Consider the following 20,472-nt stretch of genomic DNA (forward strand, 5'->3'; position numbering starts at 1 on the left):
TCAGCTCTCCGTCGTGCGAGCTCCCTCTCCCCTCCGGGGAGAGGGTTGGGGTGAGGGGCCGGGGCTCGCCAAAGCCTCCACTACCGCCTCCAGCACGCTCTCGATGTTCGTCAATACGTCATTGTTCCAGAAACGCAGTACGCGGTAGCCCTTGGTCCGGAGGTAGCGGCTGCGGGCATCGTCATAATTCTGCTGTTCCAGATGCTGGCCGCCGTCCAACTCCACGACCAGCATCCGCTCGCTGCAGACAAAGTCGACCACATAGCGATCGATCTCATGCTGCCGTCGGAACTTGCAGCCCTCCAGCTGCCGGTTCCGCAGGCGATACCAAATCGCCTGTTCGGCGTCTGTCATGCCAAGGCGCAGTCCACGCGCCCGGTCCACATTCATGCGTTTCATCCTTGAACTTCGCTCCACGAGGGTCTTTCGCTAGAGCGGCCCCTCACCCCAACCCTCTCCCCGGAGGGGAGAGGGAGCAGGAGCGGTGCCGCTCGATGTGCGCCTTACGCTAGAGCGCCCCCTCACCCCAACCCTCTCCCCGGAGGGGAGAGGGAGCAGGAGTGGTGTCGCTCGGTGTGCGTCTTTCGCTAGAGCGCCCCTCATCCCAGCCCTCTCCCCGCAGGGGAGAGGACGCAAGAGCGTGGGCGTCGCCCGATGTACATCCCGCGGACCACCAGCTCCCTCTCCCCTCCGGGGAGAGGGTTGGGGTGAGGGGCCGGGGCTCGCCTCAGCCGTCCAGCACCACCTCGTCCGCCTCGTCCCGCAGGTTGTACCGCGACGACATCACCTTCCCGTACGCGCCCGTCTGCGCGATCAGCATCACATCGCCCTCCTGCGCCTCCGGCAGACGCCGGTCCGTACCCAGCACGTCGCCCGATTCGCAAATCGGCCCGACCACCTGGTAGAGCGCATCCGCCGGCGCATCCTGCCGCGTGAGGTTCACGATCTCGTGCCAGGCGTCGTACAGGGTCGGGCGGATGAGGCTGTCCATGCCGGTATCCACGCCCAGGTAGCGCAGGCTGCCCTTGCCCTTGGTCTGGGTGACGCGCGCCAGCAGCACGCCGGCATCGGCGACGAGGTAACGACCCGGCTCCATCCACAACTGGTAGTGCGGATAGGCCGCCCTGACCTCGCGCAGCACGCGGTCCAGCGCCACCATGTCCAGCGGCGCCTCGCCCGGGTGCGAGGGCACGCCCAGGCCGCCGCCAATATTGAGGAAGGCCACGCTGCCGATGCGTTCGGCCAGGCTCGCCAGTTGCGCATACACCTCGCCCCAGTGCTTTGGATCGAGCACGCCCGAGCCCAGGTGCGCATGCAAACCGCGCACGCTCACCTGGTGGGCATCGGCCAGGCGCAGGAAGGCATCCAGTTGTTCCACCGGCAGGCCGAACTTGCTGCCGTTGCCGCCGGTGCGCACCTTCTCGTGATGGCCCAGCCCGCGGCCGAGGTCCACGCGGAGCACGACCTCGCGACCGCGGAACAGCTCGCCCCAGTGCTCCAGCGGATGCAGGGCATCAAGCGTGATCGTGGCGCGCGTAGCCAATGCCTCGGCGTAGTCGGCACGGCGGGCGAAGTTGGGCGTGAACAGCAGCGGCGCGCTGTCCGGCACGGTCGCCAGCACGGCCTTCAGTTCCCCCGGGGATACGCACTCGAAGGCGAAGCCCTCCGACGCCAGCGCCCGCAGGATCGCCGGATGGGTGTTGGCCTTCACCGCGTAGTGCACGCGGTCGACCACGCCCAGCGACTTCATCGCCCGCGCCTGCGCGCGCACCGTGGGCAGGTGGTAGACGTAGCGCGGGGTGGCCTCCGCGGCCAGTGCCAGCAAACGCTCGCGTTCGGCCGGAGCACTCCACCACGCGGCGGCCTGCATTGCGGCCTCGCCACTCCCGTACAGCGCCTGCCAGCTCGGCCCGAACAGCGCGCTGTCGTCGGTGCGCAGCGCGCCGGCGGCGATCAGCAGCTCGTGCAGGTGCGGCAGCAGCTCGTCCACCACCGTCTCGTCCACCACGAAGGTGAGATTCAAGTTGTTGGACGACTGCGAGATCAGGTGCACGCGCAGTTGCCCGAACTCGGCCAGCACGTTGGACAGCGTGTGCAGCATCGAACGCATGCCGCGGCCGACCAGCGTGATCGCCGCACACGGCGCGATCACCTTGACCCGGCACACCCTGGCCAAATCCGCCGCCAGCGCGGCGACCGCGTCCGAATCGAGCAGGTTCTCGGTCGGATCCAGCGACACGGTCACGTTGGTTTCGGCCGAACCAATCAGGTCCACCGAGAGACCGTGCTTCTTGAACTGCGCGAACACGTCGGCGAGGAAGCCGACCTGCTGCCACATGCCGACCGATTCCATCGACACCAGCGTGAGGCCCTTGCGTGCGCTGATCGCCTTGACGCTCGGCGCGTGCTCGCGCACTTCCGGCCCGATCACCGTGCCTTCGAGCTCGGGCCGGTTGGTGTCCTTGATCAGCAGCGGCACGCGCGGCTCGCGCAACGGCGAGAGGCAGCGCGGATGGAGCACCTTGGCGCCGGTGGTGGCGATTTCCTGGGCTTCTTCGTAGTCCAGCCGCTGGAGCAGCCGCGCACCCGGCACCTGGCGCGGGTTGGCGGTGAACATGCCGGCCACGTCGGTCCAGATCTCCACGCGCGAGGCCTTGAGCAACGCGCCGAAGTACGAAGCAGAGGTGTCCGAGCCGCCGCGACCGAGCAGCACCGTGCGTCCATGCGCTTCGCGCGCGATGAAGCCCTGGGTGATGAACACCTCGCCCTGCGCGGCCAGCCGCTCCGCCAACGCCGGATCGGGATGTGCCTCCACCGTGGCCGACAGCAACCGCGTGCGCTCGTTCTGGTTGGGCAGCGCGATGGCGGCCAGGCACTCGCGCGCATCCACCCATTGCGTGGGCAGGCCGCTGGCGGTGAGGTAGGCCGCGCCCAGCGCGCTGGACATCAACTCGCCATGCGCCTGCACCTGCGCCGCCCAGGCCAGTTCGCCCAGCGCCGCCGGGCCATCGGCGGCCAGCGCCGCCAGGTCGCCCAGCCGCGTGGCGAGCGTATCCGGCAACGGCAGCTGCATGTGGCCCAGGAGCTCATGGTGGCGTTGCGCGATGGCGCCGGCCGCCGCCCGGCGTTTGTCCCCATTGCCCTCGGCGCACAGCTGTTTCAGTGCGTCGGTGATGCCGGTGAGCGCGGACACGACCACCAGCACGCGGGCGCCTTCGGCGCGGCGGCTGGCGATCAGCTCACGGATGTTCTGCCAGCGCGGCAGCGTCGCGACGGACGTGCCGCCGAACTTCATCACGATCCAGGGTTGGCCTGGCGAGGGCGCGTCCGCCGGAAGCGGCGCGGGGTTTTGCGGGGTCACGAGGGCTCCATTGCAGTGGTGGCGAAAGGCAATCGCGCCAGTGTTGCGCTGCCGCAAGGCGAATGCAATGGATTTTTGCGGGCGATATATGGACGTTTAGCCATCCAATTGCCATGAACTCGACAGCATGGCTCAGGCCAGCAGGCCAGTACGGCTCAGAGCATGGGCTTGCCCGGCGGAAGGCTCCCTCTCCCCTCCGGGGAGAGGGTTGGGGTGAGGGGTCGACCTGGCCTCGACCCCTGACTACCAAGCTCGGCCAGCTTTGGCTCCCCGCAAGCCTTGCCCCCTCACCTCATCCTTTCCCCGGAGGGGAGAGGAGGCAAAGCCGATCCGCGCAAGCCGTGGGCCCCTCACCTCAATCCTCTCCCCGGAGGGGAGAGGAGGCGATGGAGTGCGCTGTGCGCACGGCGTTATTGGACAACGACGGGAATCTTGCCGATCCGCGCCTGCCATTCCCTCGGGCCGGTCTGGTGCACCGAGCTGCCGGACGAATCCACCGCCACGGTCACCGGCATGTCCCTGACCTCGAACTCGTAGATCGCCTCCATGCCCAGGTCCGCGAAGCCGACCACCCGGCTGGCCTTGATCGCCTTGGACACCAGGTAGGCCGCGCCGCCGACGGCCATCAGGTAGACCGAGCGGTGCTTCTTGATCGCCTCGATCGCCGCCGGGCCGCGCTCGGCCTTGCCGACCATGCCCAGCAGACCGGTCTGCGCCAGCACCTGCTCGGTGAACTTGTCCATGCGCGTGGCGGTGGTCGGGCCTGCCGGACCGACCACCTCGTCGCGCACCGGATCGACCGGGCCGACGTAGTAGATGAAACGGCCGTTGAAATCGACCGGCAGCGGCTCACCCTTGTTCAGCATTTCGACCATACGCTTGTGGGCCGCGTCGCGGCCGGTCAGCAGCTTGCCGTTGAGCAGCAGCACTTCGCCCGGCTTCCAGTTCGCCACCTCCTCGCGGGTGACGGCATCCAGGTTCACGCGGCGGCCCTTGGAAGCGTCATAGGTGAGCCTGGGCCAGTGCTCCAGCGACGGCGGATCGAGCATCACCGGGCCGGAACCGTCCAGCGTGAAGTGCGCATGGCGCGTCGCCGCGCAGTTGGGAATCATCGCCACCGGCAGGTTGGCCGCGTGGGTCGGGTAGTCCTTGATCTTGACGTCGAGCACCGTGGTCAGGCCGCCCAGGCCCTGCGCGCCGATGCCCAGCGCGTTGACCTTCTCGAACAGCTCGATGCGCAGCTCTTCGATGCGGTTGGACGGCCCGCGCGCGATCAGCTCCTGGATGTCGATGTGCTCCATCAGCGATTCCTTCGCCAGCAGCATCGCCTTCTCCGCGGTGCCGCCGATGCCGATGCCGAGCATGCCCGGCGGACACCAGCCCGCGCCCATGGTCGGCACGGTCTTGAGCACCCAGTCGACGATGGAGTCGGACGGGTTGAGCATCACGAATTTGCTCTTGGCCTCGGAGCCGCCGCCCTTGGCGGCCACGATCACCTCGACCTTGTCGCCGGGCACGATCGACATGTTGATCACCGCGGGGGTGTTGTCGCGGGTGTTCAGGCGCCGCCCGGCCGGATCGGCCAGCACGCTGGCGCGCAGCTTGTTGTCCGGATGGTTGTAGGCGCGGCGCACGCCCTCGTTGACCATGTCTTCCAGGCTCATGGTCGCCTCCCAGCGCACGTCCATGCCCACTTTCAGGAACACGGTGACGATGCCGGTGTCCTGGCACAGCGGCCGGTGGCCTTCGGCGGCCATGCGGGAGTTGATCAGGATCTGCGCCATCGCGTCGCGCGCGGCCGGCGATTCCTCGCGCTCGTAGGCGGCGGCGAGGCTCTGGATGTAATCGACCGGATGGTAGTAGCTGATGTACTGCAGCGCGTCGGCGACGGACTGGATCAGATCGTCTTGCTTGATGGTGGTCATGGGCGGCTTTTCGGCTTCAACGCACCGCTTTGTGCGGCGCACAAGCCGGCTATTGTGCCGCAGCCGGCCGGGCCGGACAAAACAACGGCCGCCCGGGGGCGACCGTTGTTATCGATCCGTCCTGCTGGTCGTCGGAAGGCTGGCCGCGGACGCCCAGCCTCCCGGTCGATCAGAAGCGGAACTCGGCGGTCACGGTGTACACACCGATGTTGCCGTCGACGTCGCCCAGGTCGGTCTCGCCCTTGCCGTGGTAGTTGTCGTAGTTCAGGCCGAGGCTGACGTTCGGCGAGAAGTTGTAACCCACGCCCACGCCGCCGTACCAGCCGTTGCCGTCGGCATCGCCGCTGGCGTAATCGACGTAGTCCGGGCCGTCGGCGTAGATCACCTCGTAGCGGTAGCTGGCGTCAGCGGTGGAGTGGAACCAGCCGGCGCGCGCCGACACGAACCACTTGTTGCTGAAGGTGTACTTGCCGTTGCCGCCGAGCACCCAGCCGCTGGCCTCGACGTCGGCCTTCTCGATTTCGATGATGGAAGCGTCTTCGTTCTGGGCCTGGTACTTCGCCACCAGCTTGCCCAGGTTGACGTAGCCACCCTCGACACCCAGGTCGAAGCCGTTGCCGACCTTCCACGCGTAGCCGAAGCGCAGCGCGCCGGCGGTGTCCTTGTCGTCGAGCTTGTAGCCCAGGTCGTCGGTGTGGCCGACGTGGTACTGCGCCTGGCCCACGCCGGCGTTGATGAAGAACGAGCCGTTGGCGTCGGCGGCGCTAGCCGAGGCAGAGGCGGCCAGGAGCGCCGCGCCGAGGGCGACGGTCAGAATCTTTTTCATGCTTGGAATCCCTGTTTTTGTCTTGTCTCGGAACGCCCGGCGGGGCATGCCGGGCGGCGCATTTTAGGGCTGCGCAAGAATTTGCGCTGTAGGCGATTGCCTACATGACGTGCCCGGGCCGGGCAGAAGGCGTGTGCGCCGCGACGCAGGACCGAAAGATAGGCGGCCGAAAGGGGCCGGAGGCACGCCTGCATCCCGGCAATGCGCGCGGTTTCCAGCTGTAAGGCATCGCCTACACTCACCCTTCCTCGCCGATGCAGAGCTGATGCCCGTGCCCACCTTCGACTTCCTGCAACTGGACGTGTTCGCCTCGCGCCTGCTCGAGGGAAATCCGCTGGCGGTGGTGGTCGGCGCGGATGCACTCGACGGGCCGACGATGCAGCGCATCGCGCGCTGGACCAATCTCTCGGAAACCACCTTCCTGCTGCGTCCCTCGACGCCGGACGCGGACTATCGCGTGCGCATCTTCACGCCACGCCAGGAACTGCCCTTCGCCGGCCATCCCAGCGTGGGCAGCGCCTACGCCGCGATCGAGACCGGTTGCGTGCCGGTGCAATCGACACTGGTGCAGGAATGCGCCGCCGGGCTGCTGCCGGTGGCCGTGCAGGGCAGCGGCGCCATGCGCACGATCCACGTGCAGGCGCCGCCGGCGCGCATCGACCGCGCCGATGCATCGCTTGCCGCCTCGCTTGCCGATGCCCTGGGCATCGGGCTTTCTGCCACATCCGTGCATTCCATCGACAACGGTCCGCTGTGGCTGGTCTGCGATCTGGGCCAGGCGCGCACCGTCCGCGCGCTGGCACCCGACCTTTCGGCGATCGCCGCGCTATGCCTGGCCCGCGGCGCCATCGGGGTGAGCGTGTTCGGCGCCGAAGCGGGCGGCGATGCGGCCATGGCGGTGCGTGCCTTCTGCCCGGCGGACGGTATTCCGGAAGACCCGGTCACCGGCAGCGCCAACGCAGCGATCGGCGCGCTGCTGCACCACACCGGCGATCTGGCGCGCTACGGCCATCGCTATGTCGCCAGCCAGGGGCGCGAAGTGGGCCGCGACGGGCGCGTGGCGGTGGGCATCGACGAGGCGTCCGGCACGGTGACCATCGGCGGCCAGTGCGTGGTCGGCGTGCGGGGAACGTTCGCGCTCGACTAGCCGCTGGCACGCGGCCCTTCCCTTGCCAGGCGCCAGGGTGCAAGCTCGGCGGTGGCGTCGTCCTCAGGGGGTGCGGCGCCGACAAGGAACCTTTAGCCACCATCGCACGCCCGCGGCTGTCGGCGCAGTGCTTCACCCCTGTGTCCTTCCGTCGCGTGCATCTCAGGGAGAACCCCATGCTCGCGAAGTTGCACCAGAAAGCCCTTGCCGTCTCCTGCGCACTGCTCATCGCCGGTGCGGCCTCCGCCGCGCAGACGACGGAACCTGCCACCGACATGGGCCTGGCCGCCGCCAGCCAGCCGGCGAACGTCACGCTGATGCTCAAGCTGCGCCATGAAGACCAGCTCGAACAGCTGATCCGCCAGACCGTCACGCCCGGCAGTCCTCACTACCACCGCTTTCTCACCACGCGCGAATTCGCCGAGCGCTTTGGCGCCACCGACGTGCAGATCGCCGCCGTGCAGGCCTACCTGAAACACCAGGGGCTGCGTGGCGAGGTGATGGACAACCGGATGGCGATCCGCGTGCAGGGCTCGCTGGCCCAATTGGGCCAGGCGTTCGGCACCACCATTCATGCCTACAAGGCCGACGACGGCCGCATGTTCCATCGTCCGGCCACCCGCCCGACCCTGCCGGCAGCGCTGGCCGGCACGGTGACCGTGGTGAGCGGCCTGAGCAACGAGCGCCAGTTCATCTCCCATCGCATCGAGGCGCCGAAGGCCCTGATGCCAGCCACGTCCTTCGCGCCGCAATCGCTGCACCCGAACCTGAAAGCCGGCGCCGGCGGCAATCCGACCGCGACCGGCATCCCGGGCAGTTACACCGTGGGCGATGCGGCCAACTTCTACAACATCAACCCGTTGTATGACCGCGGCATCACCGGCAAGGGCTCGACCATCGGCATCGTCACGCTGTCGAACTTCGACCCCGCCGACGCGCAGGCCTACTGGGACGGCATCGGCCTGGTCACCAAGCCGCACCGCATCACCCAGGTGCACGTCAACGGCGGCGGAGCGATCAACGGCGGCAGCGGCGAGACGGCGCTGGACGTGGAGCAGTCCGGCGGCCTGGCGCCGAAGGCGGACATCCTGGTCTACGACGCGCCCAACACCAGCGGCGACTTCGTGGCGGCGTTCGCCCAGGCGGTGTCGGACAACCTTGCCGACAGCATCTCCACCAGCTGGGGCCTGCCGGAGATCTACAACTTCGCCGCGCTCAATGTGGCCGGCGCCGACGTGACCGACACCACGGACGTGGGCGACCTGCGCGCGTTCCATCAGATCTTCCTGGAGGCCGCGGTGCAGGGGCAGTCCGTGTTCGCCGCCTCCGGCGATTCGGGCGCCTACGACACCGTGCGCGGCCTGGGCCACGGCGACGGCCCTGGCCAGTTCAGTGCGCCGCTGACGGTCGACTCGCCCGCCTCCGATCCGTACATCACCGCCGCCGGCGGCACCACCGTGCCCTTCAGCTATTCCTTCAGCGGCGGCCCGGTGGAATCGATCAAGCGCGAGAGCGTGTGGGGCTGGGATTACCTGCAGAACTACTTCGACACGAACTTCGGTCCCGGCCTGATCGACCTGTTCTCGGTCGGCGGCGGTGGTGGCGTGAGCGTGTACTGGGAGACGCCGTTCTACCAGCGCTTCACCCATGGCATCCGCCACAGCGAGAAGCACCAGGCGCTGGTCTACAACGACCCCGAGGCCGGCCCGACCACGCTGGCCAAGCTGCCCGGCCACTTCCACGGCCGCAACGTGCCGGATATCTCGCTCAACGCCGATCCGGAGACCGGCTACCTCGTGGTTTCCAGCACCGACGGCGGCGTGATCTCCAGCGGCGGCACCAGTTTCGTGGCGCCGCAGCTCAACGGCGTCAGTGCGTTGCTGACGCAGAGCCTGGGTCATCGCGTGGGTTTCTGGAATCCGCAGGTGTACTTCCTGCAGAACGTGTTCGGCTATGGCCGCTACTCGGCCTTCAAGAGCGTGCGTGACGGCGACAACTGGTTCTACCAGGGCAAGCCGCACTACACGCCGGGCGCGGGCATCGGCACGCTGGACGTGGCGAACCTGGACGCGTTCCTGCGGCTGTTCTGAGCAGCGGGGGCTCCCGCTTCGGGCGCCCCATCCGCCTTCGGCACCTTCCCCCGTGGAACCGGGGGAAGGCTCGGTAGGTGGCATTGCTTGAAGCATCCTTCGCCTGCTTTGCCGGAGGGATGTGTCCAGGGGCGGCATTTGTTCCAAGCGCGGCGCGGCTCCCGCTCCGGGCGCCCCCATCCGCCTTCGGCACCTTCCCCCGTGGAACGGGGGAAGGCTCGGTAGGTGGCATTGCTTGAAGCATCCTTCCCCTGCTTTGCCGGGGGACGTGTCCAGGGGCGGCATTTGTTCCAGGCGCGGCGCGGGTCCCGCTTCGGGCGCCCCCATCCGCCTTCGGCACCTTCCCCCGTGGAACGGGGGAAGGCTCGGTGGGTGGCATCCGGCGAGACGTTCGAGACTTCCCGAACGGGAAGGGCTCGGTGGGTGGCATCGTGCGACAACTCGATCCTTCCCCCGCGTGCGGGGGAAGGTGCCCGCAGGGCGGATGGGGGCAATCCGCCTCGGCCCACCCTTGCCCACCCCGCGCTCACCAGCGATGCTCCGCGCTTTGTCTACGCAACGGCATCGACGTGAGCAACCCGACGAACGACTACCGGCGCAGCCTCGGCCCCTGGGACGCGGCATTGATCGTTGTCGGCGGCATCATCGGCGGCGGCATATTTCTCAACCCGGGCATTGCCGCGCAGCGGACCGAATCGGGTCTCGCGCTGCTGCTGGCCTGGATCGGCGCCGGCCTGCTCACGCTGATCGGCGCGCTCTGCTACGCCGAACTCGGCGCACGCCGGCCGCAGGCGGGCGGTACCTACGTCTACCTGCGCGAGGCCTTCGGCCCGCTGGCCGGCTTCCTGTTCGGCTGGACCATGCTGCTGGTGATCTACTCCGGCTCGACCGCGGCGGTCGCCACCATCTTCGCCAGCTATACGGTCGCTGCTTTCGCGCTGCCGCCGACCGCCGCGTTGCCGCTGACCGTCGGCGCGCTGGTGTTCGTGGCGCTGGTCAATCTGTTCGGACTGAAGCTCGGCGCGCAGGTGCAGAATCTGTTCGCGTTGCTCAAGCTGCTGGCGGTCGCGGCGCTGGTGGCATGTGGGTTGTACCTGGCGGGCGCGCACGCGCCGGCGGCGCTGGCCGTCGATCCGGCGCGCACCGGCGTCGGCTTCATGGGCGCGGCATTGCCGGTGCTGTTCGCCTATTCGGGCTTCACCTACCTCAACAACCTGGCCGGCGAGATCGATGCGCCCCAACGCAACCTGCCACGCGCGCTGCTGATCGGCATGCTGGTGGTGATCGCGGCCTACGCGCTGGTCAACCTCGCCTACCTGGCCGTGCTCGGCCATGACGGGCTGGCGGCCAGCACCGCGCCGGCCGCACAGGTGATGGACCGCATGTTCGGTCCGGTCGGCGCGCGGCTGATGGCCGTGGGCATCGCCATCTCCACACTGGGCTTCTGCAACATCACGCTGGTCGCCGGTGCGCGCGTGCTGCAGGTGATGGGCGCCGACGGGCTGTTTTTCGGCGCCGTGGCGCGCCTGCATCCACGCCACCACACGCCGAACGTCGCGCTGGCCGCGCTTTCGGGCTGGGCGATCGTGCTGGCGCTCTCGGGCAGCTACGGCGCCCTGCTCGATTACGCCACCTTCGGCGACTGGCTGGCCTGCGCGGTCGGCGTGGCGACGCTGTTCTGGTATCGGCGCCATGACCGCGGCGAGGTGCGCTTTCGCGTACCCGGGTATCCGCTGCTGCCGCTGCTGTTCGTCGGCGCAATCGGCGCGGTGGTGGTCGCGACCATGCGCGACAACCCGCGAAACGCCGGCATCGGCGTGCTGATCATGCTGGCGGGGGTACCGGTGTTTTTCCTCTGGCGCCGGATGACGCTGCGATCGCGTTAGCCGGCCACGCCTGGCGGGCTGGAGGCCCACCCTACGGCCGCTCAGGTGACTGCGCTTGGCTGAACGGTTTTCGCGCATGCATTCAAGTGCGACGTGGGGTCGCCGATAACCGGGTCACAACAAGTAGTTCCCCGCCGAGGTAGTCCCCATGTCCCGTAATTTCCTGCGCACCGCGGCCCTCGCCACGGCGCTTTCGGCCGCCTGCGCGGCGCACGCCAGCGATGATTTCTCCTGGCGCTTCTCCGGTTTCGGCACCGCCGGCTATGCCGTGACCAACAGCAACGATGTGCTGTTCACCAACCCCGGCCAGCTCAAGGGCGCTCGGAAGGGCGGCTCGGCGCTGGTCGATTCGCGCCTGGGCGGCCAGCTCGATTTCACCTTCACGCCCAAGCTCGGCGCCACCGTGCAGGCGATCGCCATGCAGGACGCCCGCGGCCGCTTCCGCCCGCAGCTGGAGTGGGGTTTCGTCAGCTACAAGGCCAGCGACAACGTGACCGTGCGCCTGGGCCGCCTCGGCTGGCCGGCGTACCTGGTGTCCGACTACCGCTACGTCGGCTACGCCAACCCCTGGCTGCGCGCGCCGCTGGAGGTCTACAACCTGGCCGCGCTCGACCGTTACGAAGGCGCCGACCTGCGCTGGTCGCATGACCTGGCCGGCGGCGTGTTCACCCTGCAGGTGCTCGAAGGCCACGCGTCCAGCCCGCTGCCGGAGAGCACCGAGCGCAACGCGCGCATCAAGGTCAACCAGCTCAGCGGCGCCTATGCCACCTACGAGATCGGCAACCTGCGCGTGCGCGGCGGCCTGAGTACCGGCAAGGCTACTTACGTCTCGCAGAACACCGACATGCTGGCCGCGGGCCTCAACATGGCCGGCTACGGCGAACTGGCCGCACAGCTGGTGCCGCAGAACAACCGTGCCACCTTCCTGAGCCTGGGCGGCACCTACGACGCGCACAACATCATGGCCACCGGCGAGTACGGCAAGCTGCGCTCCAGCGGCCTGCTCGGCGTCGCACAGGGCTGGTACGGCACGCTCGGCTGGCGCCACGGCGACTGGATGCCCTACGTGACCTGGGCCGGCTATTCCAAGCAGGACGACAGCGACCGCTATGCCGTGCCGCCGGTCGGCCCGCTGCTGCCGCTCTCGATGGGCGTCTCGCAGCTCGCCGCCGGCAACAACCAGCACGCCGCCTCGCTCGGCGTGCGCTGGGAAGCGGCCAGCAAGCTGGCGATCAAGGCGCAGTTTGACCACGTGCGTCCGTCCGCCGCGGGCGGCACCTTCAGCCACATCCAGCCCGGCTACAACGGTCACCCGGTGAATGTGGTGTCGGTCGCTGCCGACTTCGTGTTCTAAGGAGCCCCGCCATGCGATCGAAGATCCAAACCACCCTGCTTGCGGCCACCCTCGCGCTCGCGACCACGCCCGCCTTCGCCGGCCTTGCCGTGATCGTCAGCGCCAAGAGCCCGGCCGCCGCGCTGGACAAGGCCGCTGCCGCCTCGCTCTATCTGGGCAAGACCACCGCCCTGCCCGGCGGCGGCAGCGCCAAGCTGTACGACCTGCCCGACAGCAACCCCGCGCGCGAGCGGTTCTACCAGGCGGTGGCCGGCAAGTCGGCCAGCCAGGTCAAGGCCGTGTGGTCGCGCCTGGTGTTCAGCGGCCGCGCGCTGCCGCCGCGTGAGCTGGCCAATGATGCTGCCGTGGTCAAGGCGGTGGCCGCCGACCCGGCCGCTGTTGGCTACGTCGACGACAGCGCGCTCGACGGCTCGGTCAAGGCCGTCGTCAAGCTGCCGTAAGCCGCGCAAACCGGCCAGGGAGGGCCGGGGGCGCGTGTGTTCCCCCGGAGTCGTACCCATGAAGTTCAAGACCCGCATTCTGTTGGCGCCGGCGATCACGCTGGCGCTGTTCCTGGCCGGCTGGCTGGCCAGCTCCGCCGTCGCCACGCGCACCGCCAACGCGGTCGCCTCGCTCGGCTCGGTGGATTACCCGTACCTGGAAGGGCTCAAGCAGTTCGACCAGCAGTTCAAACGCACCACGCAGACGGTGCAGAGCGCCGTGGCCGAAGGCGACAAGGCCAAACTCGATGACGCCCGCGCCATCGCCACCGACGCCAAAGCCACGCTGGCCAGCCTGCGCACCTTGGGCGAACACGGCGCCGCCGCCGATGCGCTGGGCACCGCCTACGAAGGCTATGTCACCGCCGCCACGCACGCTGCCGAAACCATGCTCGGCCCGCCCACCGACGCCACCGGCGCGGCCGTGGGCGCCATGCAGCAATCGCAGGAAGCGCTCGAAAAACTTCTGGCCGACGATATCAAGGCCGCCACCGCAACGGTGCGCGAGCGGCTGGATGCCTCGCATGCCGGCGTCCAGCAGGTGATGGTCAGCAATGCCGTGTCCGGCGTGCTGATCGTGCTGGTGCTGCTGCTCGGTGCCTGGCAGATGCTGCGTGCGATCGCCCGCGACCTGGGCGCCGAACCCGAGCAACTGCGCGCGGTGGTTGCGCGCATCGCCGCCGGCGACCTGGCCATCGACGACGCCGGCACGGTCCACGAGGACGCCGTGCTCGGCCGCCTGCAGGCAATGGCGGCGCAACTGGCCAGCATCGTCGGCGCGATCCGCGGCGTCTCGCTGGAAGTGGGCGACGCCTCCGCGCAGATCGCCCAAGGCAACGACGACCTTTCCCGCCGCACCCGGGTCCAGGCCTCCAGCCTGGAGCAGACCTCGCTCTCGATGGCGCAGATGACCGCCACCGTGCGCCAGAACGCCACCAACGCCGACCGCGCCGACCAGCTCGCCCGCGAGGCGCGCACGCAGGCCGAACAGGGCGGCGCCGTGATGGGCGAGGCCAACGCCTCGATGCAGGCGATCAATGCCTCCAGCCAGCGCATCGCCGACATCGTCGGCCTGATCGACGAGATCGCTTTCCAGACCAACCTGCTCTCGCTCAACGCCGCGGTCGAGGCTGCGCGTGCCGGCGAGCAAGGCCGCGGCTTCGCCGTGGTCGCGGCCGAGGTGCGCAGTCTGGCTCAGCGCTCCGCCGCCGCGGCGCGCGAGATCAAGGGGTTGATCGCCGACAGCGTGGAAAAGGTGCAGACCGGCAGCGCGCTGGTGGGTCGCTCCGGCCAGTCGCTCGAGGCGATCGTGGCGAGCGTGAAAAAGGTGACCGACATCGTCGCCGAGATCGCTGCCGCCAGCCGCGAGCAATCGGCCGGCATCCTGCAGGTGAGCGCCACCGTCACCGCGATGGACGAGAGCACCCAGCAGAATGCCGCGCTGGTCGAGGAAGCTGCCGCGGCCAGCCGCGCCATGCAGGAGCAGGCGCGCTCGTTGCTGCACGAGGTGGCGTTCTTCCAGTTGGCGGAGGAAGCCGCCGCGCCCGAGCCAGCGCCCCCGCCGGCGCCGCAGGGCGTCGACGCGGCCCAGCCGACCGCCAGCCTGGTCGTGGCCGGCGGCTGGCAGGAGTTCTAGTTCCACGCAAGGCCCCCCCCATCCGCCCTCCGGGCACCTTCCCCCGTGGAACGGGGGAAGGACCGCAACGACGACGCGCTTTCGCGCCTTCCCCGCCCCATGGGGGAAAGAACCGTGCCGGACGACCAACCCCGAGCCTTCCCCCGTTCCACGGGGGAAGGTGCCGACCGGCGGATGGGGGCGACCCGCCGGAACCCACCAACTGAACGCCCCCACCCATCCCCGCTGCCTCATCACCTGCGCGATGCCACAATAGGCGACCCTCGCAAGGAGTCGCCCCGATGCAGCAAGCGCAAGCCCAGGGCCTGCCGCCCGCCACCACCGGCGAGATCACGCCGGAACCGGTGCGCGAGGGCATCGACCTGATCGTCAATGGCGAGCGCTTCCGGCACACCGGCGATCCCCTGATGCCGCTGCTGTGGTACCTGCGCGACGTATTGCGCCTGACCGGCACCAAGCTCGGCGACGCGCACGGCGAGGACGGCTACGACCTGGTGCTGGTCAACGGCAAGGCGGTCTCGGCGATCAAGCGCCCGATGGCCAAGCTGGCCGGCGCCCGCGTCACCACCGTGGAGGGCCTGGCGCATGCCGACGGCAGCCTGCATCCGCTGCAGCAGGCCTTCATCGACGAGGACGCCATCGGCTGCGGCTACTGCACGCCCGGATGGTTGATTGCCGGCATCGACCTGCTCACGCGCAAGCCCAAACCCTCCGACGAGGACATCGACAAGCTACCCAACCGCTGCCGCTGCGGCGTACAGACGCGCGTGCGCCGCGCAATCAAGCGCGCCGTGGGGGTGAAGGCATGAGCACCGGTCTGCCGTTCTCGCGCCGGCGTTTCCTGCAGGTGCTCGCCGGCACCGCCGGCGCGCTGGTCGTGGGCGTCGGCTACGCCGAAGCCGAGGTGCCGATTCCGCCGGCGATGCTCGGTGACCACTTCGGCAAGCTCGGCCCCTTCGTGCGCATCGACCGCGACGGCAACGTGGTGATCGGCGCGCGCGATCCGGACACCGGCACCGGCACCGCCACCGCGTTGCCGCGCATCATCGCCGAGGAACTCGACGCCGACTGGACCCGTGTCACCGTGGTGCCGCTGGGCCTGGGCGTGGAAGCGAAGGACGGCAAGCCGGTTTGGACCTACGGCCACCAGCGCAGCGGCACTGGCGATTCGATCCCCGCCGCATGGGCCGACCTGCGCCAGGCCGGCGCGCTGGCACGCTGGCTGATCACCCAGGCCGCCGCGCGGCGCCTGGGCATCGCCGCCGACCGCCTGCGCTGCGAAGCCGGCATGGTCGTCACACCGGACGGCCGTCGCTTCCCCTACGGCAGCCTGGTCGAGGCGGCCAGCAAGATCGATCCGCCCAGTGCACCGCTCCCGCTGAAGCCGCCCCAACGCTACACGCTGATCGGACAACCGGCCGGCGATATCGACGCGCGCAACATCGTCACCGGCCAGACCCGCTACGCGCTGGACGCGCACTACGCCGACGCACTCGTCGCCGTGCTGGCACAGTGCCCCTGGCCCGATGGCAGCCTGGCCAGCATCGAGACCGCCCCCGCCCTGGCCATCAAGGGCGTGGTCAAGGTGATGCCGCTCAATCCTGAAGCCAACGTGCCTCCGGGCGAAACCGCAATCGCGCCGGCCATCGCGGTGCTGGCCGAAAACACCTGGGCGGCGCTGCGCGGCCTGGCCGAACTCAAGCTCGAATGGAAACCCGGCGCCCACAGCGCCGAGCAGGACAGCGGCAAGCTCGAAGCCCAGGCCCTCGCCCTGCTCGACACCGACAGCGCGCCGACCACGCGCGTACGTGACGAGGGCGACCTCAAGGCCGCCAACCGTAAAGCGGCGCGCCGCGTCGAAGCGACCTACGTGCAGCCGTGGCTCGCCCACGCCACGCCCGAGCCCATGAACTGCCTGGTGCGCCTGGACAAGGACCAGGCCACGCTGGTGGTGCCCACCCAGGCGCCGAAACAGGCCTGGTCCGTGGTGCAGCGCCTGACCGGCCTGGCGCCGGACCGGATTGCCATCGAGGTGCCCCGCGTGGGCGGCGGCTACGGTCGTCGGCTCGACCACGACTACGTCGCCGAAGCGGTGATGCTGGCCAAGGCCGTCGACAAGCCCGTGCGCCTGATGTGGACGCGCGAGCAGGGCCTGACCCACGACTACTACCGCTCCGGCACCGTCCACAAGATCAAGGCGATCATCGGCCGCAAGCGCAAGCTCATCGCCTGGGACCAGCGCATGGCCAGCGCCTCGGCGCTCACCGGCCGCGGTGTCGCCGCCGACCGCCTGTGGACGTCCGAGGTCGCCGCGGACCAGCTGCCCGCCGGCCTCGTTCCCAACTATCGCAACGACTGGTACAGCCTGGCCTCGGACATGCCGCGTGGTCCCTTCCGCGGCGAGCCGCACGTCACCAACGCCTTCGCCGTCGAGAGCTTCATCGACGAGATCGCCCACACCCTGCGCGAGGACCCGCTGAACACGCGCCTGCGCCTCCTCGGCGACGCCCGGCAGCTACCGCTCGCCGGCGGCGGCACACTCGATGTCGGCCGCATGCTCAACGTGCTCAAGCTGGTCACCGACCGCATCGAGTGGAAGAACTGGCTGCACAACGTCAACGGCATGGGTGTGGCCTGCTGGCACATCGACGGCGCCTACGTCGCCCACGCGATCGAAGCGGCCATGCGCGGCGAAAGGCTGGAAATCGTGCGTGTCGTCTGCGCCGTGGACGTCGGCCGCGTGATCAACCCGCTGGGCCTGAAAGGCCAGGTCGCCGGCGCCACCCTCGACGCCCTGTCCAACGCCCTCAATCCCGCCATCACCTTCAAGAACGGCCAGGTCCAGCAACAGAACTTCAAGGACTACCCGCTCGCCAGCATGGCCCAACTGCCCAACGACGTGGAAGTCATCCTCGTCCCCAACGACCGCGCCCCCACCGGCGCCAGCTTCCTGGCCATGCCCACCGCCGCACCCGCCCTGGCCAACGCCGTCTTCCGCGCCAGCGCCGTACGCGTACGCCGACTTCCCATGATGAAAGAACTGCTCCGGCTGCTCTGAGCCAAAGCGCCCATCCGTCGGCGCGCGTGCAACCGCCCGCGCCGACCATACGATTTATTCCTTCATTTGCGCGCCATAAGAATTAGCATCCCGATTCGCGCAATACGCACCGGCCACCCAACAGGCCACCCACCGGCAAGGCACGCACCGTTCTCGTTGATCGGCAAGGGAATTTCAACCCTTGACCTTGGAAGACGCACGCCGGACCATCCGGTGCATATGCCCGATTTGGGGTCTACTAGGCGTTAGGCCACAGAGCATGCATCGCCTTTACCGAATTCTTGACGATTTCGAAGCAACAATACGAGTTCTTACGGAAGCCGAGGGCGGCCGGAAAACCTCTCCGTTTAACGGCGTTCGTTGGGACTTCGCATACGCCATTGATAACCCACCGAACCAGCTCTACATGATCTGGCCAGATTTTTATGGCCCGTCGGGCGATAGCCTGCCTACGGATGAGCCGCTGCTGCTCGGCGTGGAGCTGCGAGCGAGAATGACAGTGCTTGACGATAAATTGCGGGAAGAGATTCACCGGGCAAGGATCAAGCCGGGCGTCGAGTTCTTCTGCCATGAAGGCAGCAAGAGAGTTGCCGTCGGGCGCGTCACACGCATTACAGGCCTGTACGCTGCACGTGAGGGCGCGGCCTAACAACTCGTTCAAGGCGGACGGCTTCGCCGCCGCTTAACTCAAGCGTTAGGCAGGAAGCATGGCAGAGCACACGATCTACTTGATTGGCGGTGCCGACGATGAGTCGGGTGTTCTTACGTCCTCGCAGCACGGCGACCAGTGCGCCCTGACGTTTACTTTTCGTGGCCGCGAGATTGCTGCATCCTCATCAGACTTCTTCGAGGCGTTTTGCCAAATCAGGCTTCAACTAGAGGCCGAGGCACTCATACCCTTCTGCTACGGGGCAAGCCTAAACGTCTATCCTTCCCGCATGTCCAGAGAAATGTCCAACGGCTTGGCAGCCTATCGTTTGGCTCCTGGCATACAAGCAGCCCGCGACCATCTGGTTCGCATCTTTGACCAAGCCCATGATGTCATTCCCTCTTCTGTTGCAAACCAAAAGGCTTTCTATACCGAGTGGTTGGCGTCGTTGGGCGCCTAACATTTCGTTCAAGGCGGACGGCTTCGCCGCCGCTTAACTCAAGCGTTAGCCCATGAAATACGACGACGCGTCTTGGCACTATGGCGGGGATTTCCCCAAGGACCTCCCGGATGAGGCTGGCGCCACTCACACAGGCATGTTTGTGGCGTGGGCTTTGCTCTCCGGTCTTGCCGGTCAGATCCACATAGATGACTTCCCCGATGATGTGGAAGCGCTACGCACCCGCTCCCTCACGCCAGGCCGGTTCTTCCTTCAGTCGTGCGATGGAAAGTTCATCGACGAGAACCTCAATGACCAAGGCAACGCCTTTGCAGCCGCATACTTTGACCTTGAGCGCGGCAGCTATCTGTTGGACTACGAGAATGTTCTCGGTGCTGGCTTGCCTAGCCTCTACCATGTCCCAGATACCTGGCAAAGCTTTGATACGCTCAAACCAGTACTGGATAGCCGGTTCACAAACTGGTTGTCGGCCGGGGGCTAACAACTCGTTCAAGGCGGACGGCTTCGCCGCCGCTTAACTCGAGCGTTAGGCGCCAATGACAGAAATGCGCTTTCCCATCCAGCTGCGCCAGACACTGATCGGCACTAGCGTAGTCGGTGCCTTCTTTGGCTTGCTCGTCGCACTTGGAAGTTTCGCGTTCTACGCCGAGTACGGTCTGCGCATCGCTGGCGCGCCGCAAGACGTTTGGGCAAACACGCTCCGCGCCCTCGGTACTTTCTTCTGGGTTACAGTTGGCATCGTTATCGCGTTCGGTCTCCTGCCATCGGCAATTTCGGTCGCCCTGTCCAAGCTCTTCCGCAAGGCGTCTAACTCATCGTCCAAGCGGACGCGCGAAAAGCCGCGCGCCGCTTAACTCAGGCGTTAGGCCCTTGCTTGGTTGTTCTCTCGCAGCGTGTGTTTCGGCCAAGTCCGCGCCAGTGTTCAGCCCTCCGCACTTGGCCGTTGCTTCTGCAGCGCTGGGGCAAGCTCCAGGCATCCAAAGCTGCTAGCGTTGCGCTTGGTGGGGTTCGCGGTCGCACCGGCACAGTTACCCAAGCATGGCGCGGCGCAAGCCCCTAACTCTTCATTCAAGCGGACGGCTTCGCCGCCGCTTAATTCGGGCGTTAGGCCCTATGCGTCAAATTGCCTGTCTCTTTGCAACCTGCCTGCTCTTGTCCGGTTGCGCTGCTTTCTTGCGTAGCCCGTCATCAGAAGCCACTGAGCTTGCGGCCTCGCTTTCATACGTGCCTGCAGACCTGCCTCTCGAACCCGGCTCGGCATCGTGTCTGTCGGCAACTACTACTTCCCCAACTGCTATCCCAGGCTTGTGCACTTGGCCCCCGGCAAACGTGAAGTCGGCTTTTACTGTGCTGGCCAGATCTACGTAGACGGTCCGCCAACCATCACGTACGACTTCGTTGGTGGTCAAAGTTACGAGCTATATTGTCAAAGAGGCCAAGGGCACATCCGCGTATCGAAGCCTGCGGTTGGGCCCGACGTCCCCCCGCTTTGAGTAGCGGGACGGTTTAGAGTCCGGGTTCACTGTAACTGCTTCGCATAGGCGGCAGGTGTCAGCCCGCCCAGCGCCTTCTTCGGTCGCTCCTCGTTGTACTCGCGTCGC

16 protein-coding genes are annotated in these 20,472 nt (G+C 67.7%); 12 read left to right on the forward strand and 4 right to left on the reverse strand.

Annotated features, from left to right (window positions below; translation table 11 throughout):
• The 4 genes from ACFWZ3_RS13430 to ACFWZ3_RS13445 all read right to left on the reverse strand — a co-directional run bounded on the left by ACFWZ3_RS13430 (position 1) and on the right by ACFWZ3_RS13445 (position 6,112).
• The gene (locus ACFWZ3_RS13430) at positions 1–390 is read right to left on the reverse strand and encodes an endonuclease domain-containing protein (protein WP_439708217.1); all 390 of its coding nucleotides are present in this window, start codon (positions 388–390) and stop codon (positions 1–3) included.
• A 337-nt stretch (positions 391–727) separates the two neighbouring features.
• On the reverse strand, positions 728–3,301 hold the full coding sequence (locus ACFWZ3_RS13435) for a bifunctional aspartate kinase/diaminopimelate decarboxylase (protein WP_439708234.1): 2,574 nt from the start codon (positions 3,299–3,301) through the stop codon (positions 728–730).
• 470 nt (positions 3,302–3,771) lie between these two features.
• Complete coding sequence (locus ACFWZ3_RS13440; protein ID WP_439708218.1) at positions 3,772–5,286, reverse strand: fumarate hydratase; 1,515 nt, start codon at positions 5,284–5,286, stop codon at positions 3,772–3,774.
• 169 nt (positions 5,287–5,455) lie between these two features.
• Positions 5,456–6,112, reverse strand: coding sequence for an outer membrane beta-barrel protein (locus ACFWZ3_RS13445; protein WP_439708219.1), 657 nt, complete (start codon positions 6,110–6,112; stop codon positions 5,456–5,458).
• A gap of 271 nt (positions 6,113–6,383) precedes the next feature.
• On the opposite strand from ACFWZ3_RS13445, the gene ACFWZ3_RS13450 reads away from it, so the two are divergent.
• The 12 genes from ACFWZ3_RS13450 to ACFWZ3_RS13505 all read left to right on the forward strand — a co-directional run bounded on the left by ACFWZ3_RS13450 (position 6,384) and on the right by ACFWZ3_RS13505 (position 19,725).
• The gene (locus ACFWZ3_RS13450; protein WP_439708235.1) at positions 6,384–7,259 is read left to right on the forward strand and encodes a PhzF family phenazine biosynthesis protein; all 876 of its coding nucleotides are present in this window, start codon (positions 6,384–6,386) and stop codon (positions 7,257–7,259) included.
• A gap of 176 nt (positions 7,260–7,435) precedes the next feature.
• Positions 7,436–9,349, forward strand: a complete 1,914-nt coding sequence (locus ACFWZ3_RS13455) for a S53 family peptidase (RefSeq protein WP_439708220.1) — start codon at positions 7,436–7,438, stop codon at positions 9,347–9,349.
• Positions 9,350–9,918: 569 nt separating this feature from the next.
• The gene (locus tag ACFWZ3_RS13460) at positions 9,919–11,235 is read left to right on the forward strand and encodes an APC family permease (protein ID WP_439708221.1); all 1,317 of its coding nucleotides are present in this window, start codon (positions 9,919–9,921) and stop codon (positions 11,233–11,235) included.
• 148 nt (positions 11,236–11,383) lie between these two features.
• The gene (locus ACFWZ3_RS13465) at positions 11,384–12,589 is read left to right on the forward strand and encodes a hypothetical protein (RefSeq protein WP_439708222.1); all 1,206 of its coding nucleotides are present in this window, start codon (positions 11,384–11,386) and stop codon (positions 12,587–12,589) included.
• 11 nt (positions 12,590–12,600) lie between these two features.
• Entirely contained in the window at positions 12,601–13,029 is a 429-nt protein-coding gene (locus ACFWZ3_RS13470; protein WP_439708223.1) for a phosphate ABC transporter substrate-binding protein, read from the forward strand.
• Positions 13,030–13,087: 58 nt separating this feature from the next.
• Positions 13,088–14,704, forward strand: coding sequence for a methyl-accepting chemotaxis protein (locus tag ACFWZ3_RS13475; protein WP_439708224.1), 1,617 nt, complete (start codon positions 13,088–13,090; stop codon positions 14,702–14,704).
• Positions 14,705–14,985: 281 nt separating this feature from the next.
• A complete protein-coding gene (locus ACFWZ3_RS13480) occupies positions 14,986–15,513 on the forward strand; it encodes a (2Fe-2S)-binding protein (RefSeq protein WP_439708225.1) in 528 nt (175 codons plus the stop codon).
• Positions 15,510–17,762 (forward strand): molybdopterin cofactor-binding domain-containing protein, encoded by a 2,253-nt coding sequence (locus ACFWZ3_RS13485; RefSeq protein WP_439708226.1) that lies wholly within the window; start codon positions 15,510–15,512, stop codon positions 17,760–17,762. Before ACFWZ3_RS13480 ends, ACFWZ3_RS13485 begins: the two co-directional genes overlap by 4 nt.
• Before the next feature lie 259 nt (positions 17,763–18,021).
• A complete protein-coding gene (locus ACFWZ3_RS13490) occupies positions 18,022–18,411 on the forward strand; it encodes a hypothetical protein (RefSeq protein WP_439708227.1) in 390 nt (129 codons plus the stop codon).
• 58 nt (positions 18,412–18,469) lie between these two features.
• Positions 18,470–18,871 (forward strand): hypothetical protein, encoded by a 402-nt coding sequence (locus tag ACFWZ3_RS13495; protein WP_439708228.1) that lies wholly within the window; start codon positions 18,470–18,472, stop codon positions 18,869–18,871.
• A gap of 52 nt (positions 18,872–18,923) precedes the next feature.
• Positions 18,924–19,352 (forward strand): DUF7832 domain-containing protein, encoded by a 429-nt coding sequence (locus ACFWZ3_RS13500; RefSeq protein WP_439708229.1) that lies wholly within the window; start codon positions 18,924–18,926, stop codon positions 19,350–19,352.
• Between the two features lie 64 nt (positions 19,353–19,416).
• Positions 19,417–19,725, forward strand: coding sequence for a hypothetical protein (locus tag ACFWZ3_RS13505; protein WP_439708230.1), 309 nt, complete (start codon positions 19,417–19,419; stop codon positions 19,723–19,725).
• Positions 19,726–20,472 lie beyond the last annotated feature (747 nt).

Origin of the sequence: Frateuria sp. GZRR35, assembly GCF_051900415.1 — a bacterium.
In the GTDB taxonomy this organism is placed as follows: Bacteria; Pseudomonadota; Gammaproteobacteria; order Xanthomonadales; family Rhodanobacteraceae; genus Frateuria_A.

Bases quoted from the DNA above. Each gene is read 5' to 3' on its own strand.
- ACFWZ3_RS13430 (WP_439708217.1), bottom strand. From the start codon at position 390: ATGAATGTGGACCGGGCGCGTGGACTGCGCCTTGGCATGACAGACGCC.
- ACFWZ3_RS13440 (WP_439708218.1), bottom strand. From the start codon at position 5,286: ATGACCACCATCAAGCAAGACGATCTGATCCAGTCCGTCGCCGACGCG.
- ACFWZ3_RS13445 (WP_439708219.1), bottom strand. From the start codon at position 6,112: ATGAAAAAGATTCTGACCGTCGCCCTCGGCGCGGCGCTCCTGGCCGCC.
- ACFWZ3_RS13455 (WP_439708220.1), top strand. From the start codon at position 7,436: ATGCTCGCGAAGTTGCACCAGAAAGCCCTTGCCGTCTCCTGCGCACTG.
- ACFWZ3_RS13465 (WP_439708222.1), top strand. From the start codon at position 11,384: ATGTCCCGTAATTTCCTGCGCACCGCGGCCCTCGCCACGGCGCTTTCG.
- ACFWZ3_RS13470 (WP_439708223.1), top strand. From the start codon at position 12,601: ATGCGATCGAAGATCCAAACCACCCTGCTTGCGGCCACCCTCGCGCTC.
- ACFWZ3_RS13475 (WP_439708224.1), top strand. From the start codon at position 13,088: ATGAAGTTCAAGACCCGCATTCTGTTGGCGCCGGCGATCACGCTGGCG.
- ACFWZ3_RS13480 (WP_439708225.1), top strand. From the start codon at position 14,986: ATGCAGCAAGCGCAAGCCCAGGGCCTGCCGCCCGCCACCACCGGCGAG.
- ACFWZ3_RS13485 (WP_439708226.1), top strand. From the start codon at position 15,510: ATGAGCACCGGTCTGCCGTTCTCGCGCCGGCGTTTCCTGCAGGTGCTC.
- ACFWZ3_RS13490 (WP_439708227.1), top strand. From the start codon at position 18,022: ATGCATCGCCTTTACCGAATTCTTGACGATTTCGAAGCAACAATACGA.
- ACFWZ3_RS13495 (WP_439708228.1), top strand. From the start codon at position 18,470: ATGGCAGAGCACACGATCTACTTGATTGGCGGTGCCGACGATGAGTCG.
- ACFWZ3_RS13500 (WP_439708229.1), top strand. From the start codon at position 18,924: ATGAAATACGACGACGCGTCTTGGCACTATGGCGGGGATTTCCCCAAG.
- ACFWZ3_RS13505 (WP_439708230.1), top strand. From the start codon at position 19,417: ATGCGCTTTCCCATCCAGCTGCGCCAGACACTGATCGGCACTAGCGTA.